The sequence below is a fragment of the Pseudomonas syringae group sp. J248-6 genome (assembly GCF_032586995.1).
Classification (GTDB): Bacteria; Pseudomonadota; Gammaproteobacteria; order Pseudomonadales; family Pseudomonadaceae; genus Aquipseudomonas; species Aquipseudomonas amygdali.
Genome location: NZ_JAWHOP010000010.1, coordinates 199,277 through 206,538, shown reverse-complemented (window position 1 = coordinate 206,538; position 7,262 = coordinate 199,277). Strand labels below are relative to the sequence as shown.

6 protein-coding genes and 1 pseudogene are annotated in these 7,262 nt (G+C 59.8%); 3 read left to right on the top strand and 4 right to left on the bottom strand.

The features are described from left to right. A partial coding sequence (locus RYC17_RS15445; protein WP_316903650.1) for a zinc-binding dehydrogenase occupies positions 1-270 on the top strand: 270 nt, incomplete at its 5' end. 62 nt (positions 271-332) lie between these two features. Here the strand turns inward: RYC17_RS15445 and RYC17_RS15440 are convergent. From RYC17_RS15440 to bamA, 4 genes and pseudogenes are all read right to left on the bottom strand, one after another. Next, positions 333-1,037, bottom strand: a complete 705-nt coding sequence (locus RYC17_RS15440) for a helix-turn-helix transcriptional regulator (protein ID WP_058408505.1) — start codon at positions 1,035-1,037, stop codon at positions 333-335. A gap of 2 nt (positions 1,038-1,039) precedes the next feature. Next, a pseudogene (locus RYC17_RS15435) lies at positions 1,040-1,972 on the bottom strand (NAD(P)-dependent alcohol dehydrogenase). 87 nt (positions 1,973-2,059) lie between these two features. Then, positions 2,060-2,473: a hypothetical protein gene (locus RYC17_RS15430; RefSeq protein ID WP_316903657.1), complete on the bottom strand. Its 414-nt coding sequence runs from the start codon at positions 2,471-2,473 to the stop codon at positions 2,060-2,062. A 119-nt stretch (positions 2,474-2,592) separates the two neighbouring features. Beyond that, the gene (gene bamA, locus RYC17_RS15425) at positions 2,593-4,965 is read right to left on the bottom strand and encodes an outer membrane protein assembly factor BamA (protein WP_316903649.1); all 2,373 of its coding nucleotides are present in this window, start codon (positions 4,963-4,965) and stop codon (positions 2,593-2,595) included. 216 nt (positions 4,966-5,181) lie between these two features. Here bamA and RYC17_RS15420 point away from each other — a divergent pair, with 216 nt between their 5' ends. Then, positions 5,182-5,871, top strand: a complete 690-nt coding sequence (locus RYC17_RS15420; protein WP_058408501.1) for a response regulator transcription factor — start codon at positions 5,182-5,184, stop codon at positions 5,869-5,871. 11 nt (positions 5,872-5,882) lie between these two features. Next, a complete protein-coding gene (locus tag RYC17_RS15415) occupies positions 5,883-7,118 on the top strand; it encodes an ATP-binding protein (RefSeq protein ID WP_316903656.1) in 1,236 nt (411 codons plus the stop codon). Positions 7,119-7,262: the final 144 nt, after the last annotated feature.

The following is a 7,262-nucleotide window of genomic DNA, read 5'->3' as shown; positions in this document are numbered from 1 at the left end:
GCTGCGAGTTTTGCCTGCTCTGTATATTTACCCATGACGCCTCCAAAGGTTGCGTCCAACCTTCGGGGGTCATACCAGCATGGCGTGGTTTTCTCCGCGAAATCGCTCGACCATCCCGAGCGGGCGTTTAAAGAAGCGGCGCGCTTGTATGAGATGGGAGCGCTAGATCTGCGTATCGAGCAAACCTTTTCGCTCGGGGAAGTTGCCAATGCTCAGGCGATCAGCGCCGCCGGGCGCGTGACCGGCAAGCTCGTCATTACGCTGGCTTGATCAAAACACCGGGTCGCGGCCTGTGTCTGGCGGGGCGAAGATTGCGAGGGCGGCTGCTTGTATCAGCAGGTCTCGCCCCGGACGTTGCACGGCAGAATCTCCAGTGCTCGCCACTCTTTGATAAGTTGGCGGCGGTTGCGCGTGTAGCGTTCAGTCAGCACGTGCGCCTGCGCGATGTCATCCATGTCGATCACCCGGTAACGGCTGTCGCCCTCACACCAGACCGCCAAATGACGCCTGGACTCGATGAAGCCGAGCATGATCGGCCAGATGATCTGCGGGTCCTTGGGCGCGTGCTCTATCGAAAGCGTGATGCTCAGCTTGCACTGGTCGCGCAGCGCACGGCGAATTTCGCTCAGGTCGATGGTTGTTGCAACGCTGAGCGGTTTGCTGATATAGAACGTTTCGTCTTCCAGTGTCGGGCGCATCTCTACAGGTAAAACGGCGCTGATTTTGGCCAGGGCATTTTTTACGGCGAAGGCGAACTTGTCGTCCGTCTGGCGACTGACCCACTGCGCGCCGATCATCAGCGCCTGCACTTCTTCCTCCGTGAACGACAATGGAGGCAATAGAAAACCGGGCTTGAGGATGTACCCCAGGCCCGGCTCGCCGTCGATATCAGCACCCATGCCTTGCAAGGTCGCAACATCGCGGCGGATGGTGCGCAGTGAAACGCCCAGTTCCTGCGCAAGAGACGCGCCTGATACCGTTCTGCGATGCCGACGAAGCGCTTGCATCAATTCAAACAAACGATGACTTCTGGCCATGCCTACTCCATCGCGATAACACCTTTGCCACCGAGCTTGCGACCTTTCTCAAGTTCGTTGATCAGTGTGATTGCGCTGCTCAAGGGAACCACTTCACCCACCGGGATCTTGAAGGTGCCCCTGCTGGCGGCTTCGGCCAGCTTATCCAGAATCTCGACGCGTGGCGAACCTATGATGGGCTTGAGCCTGCGATCGAAGAGGGCGCGTATGAACTTGCCGGGGCCAGGATTCAGGTCCAGAAACACCCCGCCCGGTCGTAGCATCTCAACGCCTTCCGATACCGTCAGCGTGGCGGCGGTGTCGTACACCACGTCGAAACGTGCGGGAATAGCCGATACGTGGGTGGTTCTATAGTCGTAAACATTCTGCACGCCCAGCGCCTTCGCCCGGTCGAAATCCCCGACACTGCAACTGCCTGAAACCGTAGCGCCGAAGTAACGCGCGATCTGCACCGCTGCTTCGCCGACCGCTCCCGAGCAGCCGTTGATGAACACATGCTGGCCTGCCTGCAGCTTCGCTTTGTCGATCAGCCCATTCCAGGCGGTGATGCCCGGCGTGCCGATGCAGGCTGCATCTTCGAAAGAGAGCGACTCGGGTTTTTTAGCCAAAAACGTTTCTTTTGTCACGACCGCCTGACCAAATGCGCCACTTTCCTTGAAACGTGCAAGCCCCAGCACCGCGTCGCCTACCTTGAGCCGAGTGACATCCGCGCCAACCGTGATGACGGTACCCTAGAAGTCCATGCCCATCGCCCGGGGAAACGCGTTGCCCGTGACGATCTTCATCATCCCGTTGCGCAGTTTCCAGTCGATTGGATTAATAGCCGCAAACCTGACCTGTACAGCCACCTCGCCTTTTCCGGGCGCGGACAACTCGAAATTATCGAGCCGCATCAACTCCGGCCCCCCGTATTTGCTGTATTGAATCCGCTGCATCAGTCATCTCCCCCGGTGAGTGTGGAGATGACAGTACACAGCGACAGGGACAGTTTTTGTCACCATGATTAGCCGGAGCAGCCTGTATCACCCCGCCATGCGACGCCCCCGCAACGCGTTCATGCATTCACGCCCTGCGTCCTCGGCCGTTTGCAGCACCGAATGGCTGCTGTTTTCGGTGATCCAGGTCAGCATCCGCACCTGCCCCGTCGCCTGGCTGCCGCCGTGCATGCGAGACAGGATTTCGCGGTGCTTGAGCATGGCTTTCATGCGGGTGGCGAGCAGAAAGATGTCGTCGATGAAACCGTCTTCGACGTTGTCGTGATGCTCGATGCCCAGCCCCGTGGCGTCGTGGTCGATACGCAGGTGGTAGTGCATGGCCCCGGTTGCATCCTCGCTGCCGAACAGCGCGATGACGAAACCTTTGCCCAGCAGGGTGCGCAGGGCGTGCTGGATGATTTCCTGCACATCGGGGGTGATCTGCCTGACTTCGCGGCTCATGTAACGACTCCTGACCTGATGAGTAGTGCAGGCAGTATTCAACGACGGGATGTAAAGCGCGGTCCGGGCCAGGTAATGCTGGGTAAAGACCGCCTTGTTCATGCTGTAAAGGGTCCGCCTCAAAAGGTCTGGCCCAGCGAGAACTGGAACACTTGGGTCTCGGCGTCTTCGGGCTTTTTGATCGGCACGGCGAGGTCGAAGCTCAGGGGGCCGAGCGGCGAGTACCAGGTCACGCCGACGCCGACCGAACTGGCCATCTGGTCGATATTGATGTTGCCGCAGTTCTGCGTGGTGGTCAGGTAGCACTTGTCCGCGTAAACCGTGCCGAAGTCCCAGAACAGCGAGGTGCGCAGGGATTTCTGGTCTTTGACGAAGGGCATCGGGAACAGGTATTCCATGCCGCCGGTGATCAGGATGTTGCCGCCCAGCGCTTCGGTGTCGCGGTCGGAATAGTAGATTTGCCCCTGACTGGCGTAGGTGCCGGTGGCCGGGGTATTGCGTGGTCCCAGCGTGCCGTCCTTGAAGCCGCGCACGGTGGCCTGGCCGCCCGCCGTATAGTTTTCGTAGAACGGCAGGCCATCGGTGTCGCCGTAACCATTGCCGTAGCCCAGTTTGGTGTGCAGGCGCAGCGAGGTGGCGTCGCTGAGCGGCAGGAAGGTCTGGCCGTTGTAGTCGAGTTTATAGAATTGCAGGTCACTGCCCGGCACGGTGCTGGTCAGGGTCAGGCTTTGTGAATGACCGCGAGTGGCCAGCACGCCTTTGTTGAGGGTCGATTCCGACCAGCCGACGCTGGCCTTGAGGTTGGTGAATGACGAGCCCTCACGCTCGATGAAGTCATAGATCTCGTCGGCGCTGTAGCTGCCGGGGTCGAGGGTGTCATGCTGGATCGACAAACCGTAGGTCAGGCGCGAGGTTTCGCTGATCGGATAGCCGAGGTTGACCCCCGCACCGACGCTGTTGAGCGAGTAGTAGGACACCTCGTCGTCATCGTCGTAATACTTGCTGTAATCAGTGGCGTTGTAGAAAACGTTGTAGCCCAGGCTCACACCGTCAGGCGTGAAGTACGGGTTGGTGAATGCAAAGTTGTACTTGGTCTGGTACTCGGAGCGCGTAATGCCGAGGCTGGCGAAGTTGCCGGTGCCGAGGATGTTGTTCTGCGAGATGGAGCCGCCGAGTATCAGCCCGGCGCTTTGCGAGAAACCTACGCTGGCGGTGATGTTGCCCGAGGCCTGTTCTTCGACGGCGTAGTTGATGTCCACCTGGTCGTCGGTGCCCGGCACAGCAGGCGTTTCGACGTTGACTTCCTTGAAGAAACCCAGACGCTCCAGTCGCACCTTCGACTGGTCGATCAGGTAGGTCGACGCCCAGCCACCTTCCATCTGGCGCATCTCGCGGCGCAGCACTTCATCGGCGGTCTTGGTGTTGCCACGAAAGTTGATGCGGTTTGCGTAGGCCCGCTTGCCGGGGTCGACCATGAAGCTGATGTCTACGGTATGGTCGGCATCGTTGGCTTTCGGCACACCGTTGACGTTGGCGAAGGTATAGCCATCGTTGCCCAGGCGGCGGGTGATCAGATTGGTGGTGTCAGTCATGACCTTGCGCGAAAACACCTGGCCCGGTTTGACCAGAATCAGTTGTTCGAGCTGGTCCTGCGGCACTTTCAGGTCGCCACCCAGCTTGACGCTGCCGACGGTATACCGGTCGCCTTCGGTGATGTTGACGGTAATGAACACGCCTTTCTTGTCAGGTGTCAGCGATACCTGCGTCGAGTTGATATCCATGTTGATGTAGCCGCGGTCCAGGTACCAGGAGCGCAGTCGTTCCAGGTCGCCGGAAAGTTTTTCGCGGGCGTACTTGTCATCGTTCTTGAAAAACGACAGCCAGTTGCTGGTCTTGAGCTGAAACTGATCAGCCAGTTGTTCACCGGAGAACACGGTGTTGCCGACCACGTTAATGTGCTGGATCGACGCCACCGTCCCTTCGTCGATGGTGATTTTCAGGGCAATGCGGTTGCGTGGTGCAGGCAGCGCCTGAGTATCGACCGAGGCACTGTAGCGGCCTTGGGAGACATACTGGCGTTGCAGTTCATTGCGCACGCCTTCAAGCGTGGCGCGCTGGAATATCTCGCCCTCACTGAGCCCCGACTGCTTGAGCCCCTTCATCAGGTCGTCGGTGCTGATTGCCTTGTTGCCGATAATCTCGATGCTGGCGATAGAAGGGCGTTCGACGACATTGATCACCAGCACGTTGCCGTCGCGGGCAACGTTGATGTCTTGAAAGAAACCGGTCTTGAACAGTGAGCGCGACGCGTCGGCCAGACGCTGTTCATCGGCCTGATCGCCGACATTGAGCGGCAGCGCAGCGAATACGCTGCCGGCAGACACGCGTTGCAGGCCGTTGACGCGGATGTCCGAGATGGAAAAAGTGTCGGCGTGTACCAGCGGGACGCTGAATAACAGGCAGAACGATAGAAGCAGACGCGAAGAAATCATCAAACCCTTTCCTGAAAGCGGCGACAAAGGCATTTGAGCGCTGCCGATGACACGCCAGAAAGGGCCGGTCCGGCGGGCGCTGTTGGCTGCGCAGCATAGGGGGAGGGCATGTTGGGGACGGTTAACGCGGTGTAAGGTTAGGTAAAGATCATCAGGCCTGGCTGACACGCCGCAGCGCCGCCGGGATAATCGGCAACCACCAATCAAGGGCCTGCCATGACTCGCGTATTGCTTGTCGACGATGATCGGGAGCTGACCGAAATGCTCAGCCAGTACCTGACCCGTGAAAGCTTCGACGTGACCTGCACCAACAGCGCTGAAGAGGGCGAGGTTGAAGCCTTGTCCGGGCGTCACGACATCGTCGTGCTGGACATCATGATGCCGCGCATCTCCGGCATTGAGGTGCTGCGGAGGATCCGTGCGCAAAGCCAGGTGCCGGTGATTCTGCTGACGGCCCGTGGCGACAATATCGACCGTATTTCCGGGCTGGAACTGGGCGCTGACGATTACGTGCCCAAGCCCAGTTCACCGGGCGAACTGGTGGCGCGCCTGCGGGCGATCATGCGCAGGGTGAGGGCGGTGCCGGTGGTCGAGACGGTCAGAGAGGTGATTCAGGCCGGTGACCTGACGCTCTGGCCAGGCAAGCGTGAAGCGCGCTGGCAGGGCGTCACGCTGGAGTTGACCGGCAACGAGTTCTGCCTGCTGGAGGAGCTGGCGCGTCATGCCGGGCAACTGGTCAGTAAGCAGAACCTGTCAATGAACGCACTGGGGCGGCCGCTGGCCCGCTACGATCGCAGCATCGATGTGCACATCAGCAGCATTCGCCACAAACTCGGGCCGCGCAACGATAACCAGAGCTGGATACAGAGCGTGCGCAATCTGGGCTATATGTTGATCACGCCATGAGACCGAGCCGGTTGTTCTGGAAGCTGTTTCTGGCGTTCTGGCTGGCGACCAGTATGACTTTCATGGTCGGTGCGGGCTTGTTCATGCTGTCCCGGTCGGGACCGGGTGATCCCTCGTTCAGCACCGTATTCGACAACGAAGTGCGCATGCTTCAGCAGTCGGGCATTCCCGCAGGGCAGGCGTTGCTCGATGCCTGGCAGCCTGACGGGCAGGACCGGGTCGGGCTGTACGATGAAAAGGGCCGGTTGCTGGCGGGCAAGCCGGTAGATAACCCCCGTTTCGAACTGGCCGTGCACACGCGGGAGGGCGCAGTTGTAAACATCAGGGCCACCCAGCGACCCAACCACGAAGACCGGCCTTCCCACCTTAACCCGCTGATCACCGGCACCATCATGAGTGCGCTGTTCAGCTGGTTCCTCAGTGCCTATCTGGTGGCACCGCTGATTAAGTTGCGTGAGGCGATGGGCAAGGTCGCCAGAGGTCGCTTCGACACCAGGGTGAAACCCGATATGGGCCGACGGCGCGATGAAATCGTTGATCTGGCCGAGGACTGCGACCGTATGGCCAATCAGCTCAAGGTCATGGCCGACTCCCAGCAACAACTGTTGCATGACATTTCCCATGAGCTGCGTTCGCCGCTGACGCGCATGAGTGCCGCCATCGGCCTGCTGCGTCAGGCACCGACGCAACTGGACATGCTCGAACGCATCGAGCGCGAATCGGAACGGATGGACGCACTCATCGAGGAGCTGCTGACCTTGGCACGCATGCAAAGCGATGCCGAAAGCCTGGAGCGAGAAACGGTCGATGTCATCAGCCTGCTGGCCGCCATCGTCGAAGACGCCGGGTTCGAGGCTGGCCTGAAACAGTGTCGGGTCAGGCTGCAGGCCCCCGAACCTTTTGTGGCACAGGTCGACAGCGAATTGCTTTACCGGGCCTTCGAAAACGTGATCCGTAATGCGGTTCGCCACACGGCGGTGGGCACTGATGTGGTGGTGGTCGCCAATGTTCAGGCGCAGCCGCCGGGCTTGACGGTCAATGTCATCGATCAGGGGCCAGGTGTGGACGAGGCGTGTCTGCAACGTATTTTTCAGCCCTTCGAGCGCGGTCCGGAGAATGCCGCGCAGGGCTTTGGTCTGGGCCTGGCCATCGCCCTGCGGGCTATCGAAATGCACGGCGGGCAGATCGCCGCACGCAATCGGCCGGGCGGTGGGTTGGTGGTGGATATTGTGCTGCCGGTGTGCTGAGGCGTGCTGGTTGATCACCTTCAGCGGTTCGAATGTGCTGCTTGCGGCGGTGCTTCTCCGGGCAATTCATAAACAAAATCGACCTTTGTTGGTAAAGAAACTCGGCCCCGGCGCTCGAAACCGTTACGCTATGCGGCTGTATTT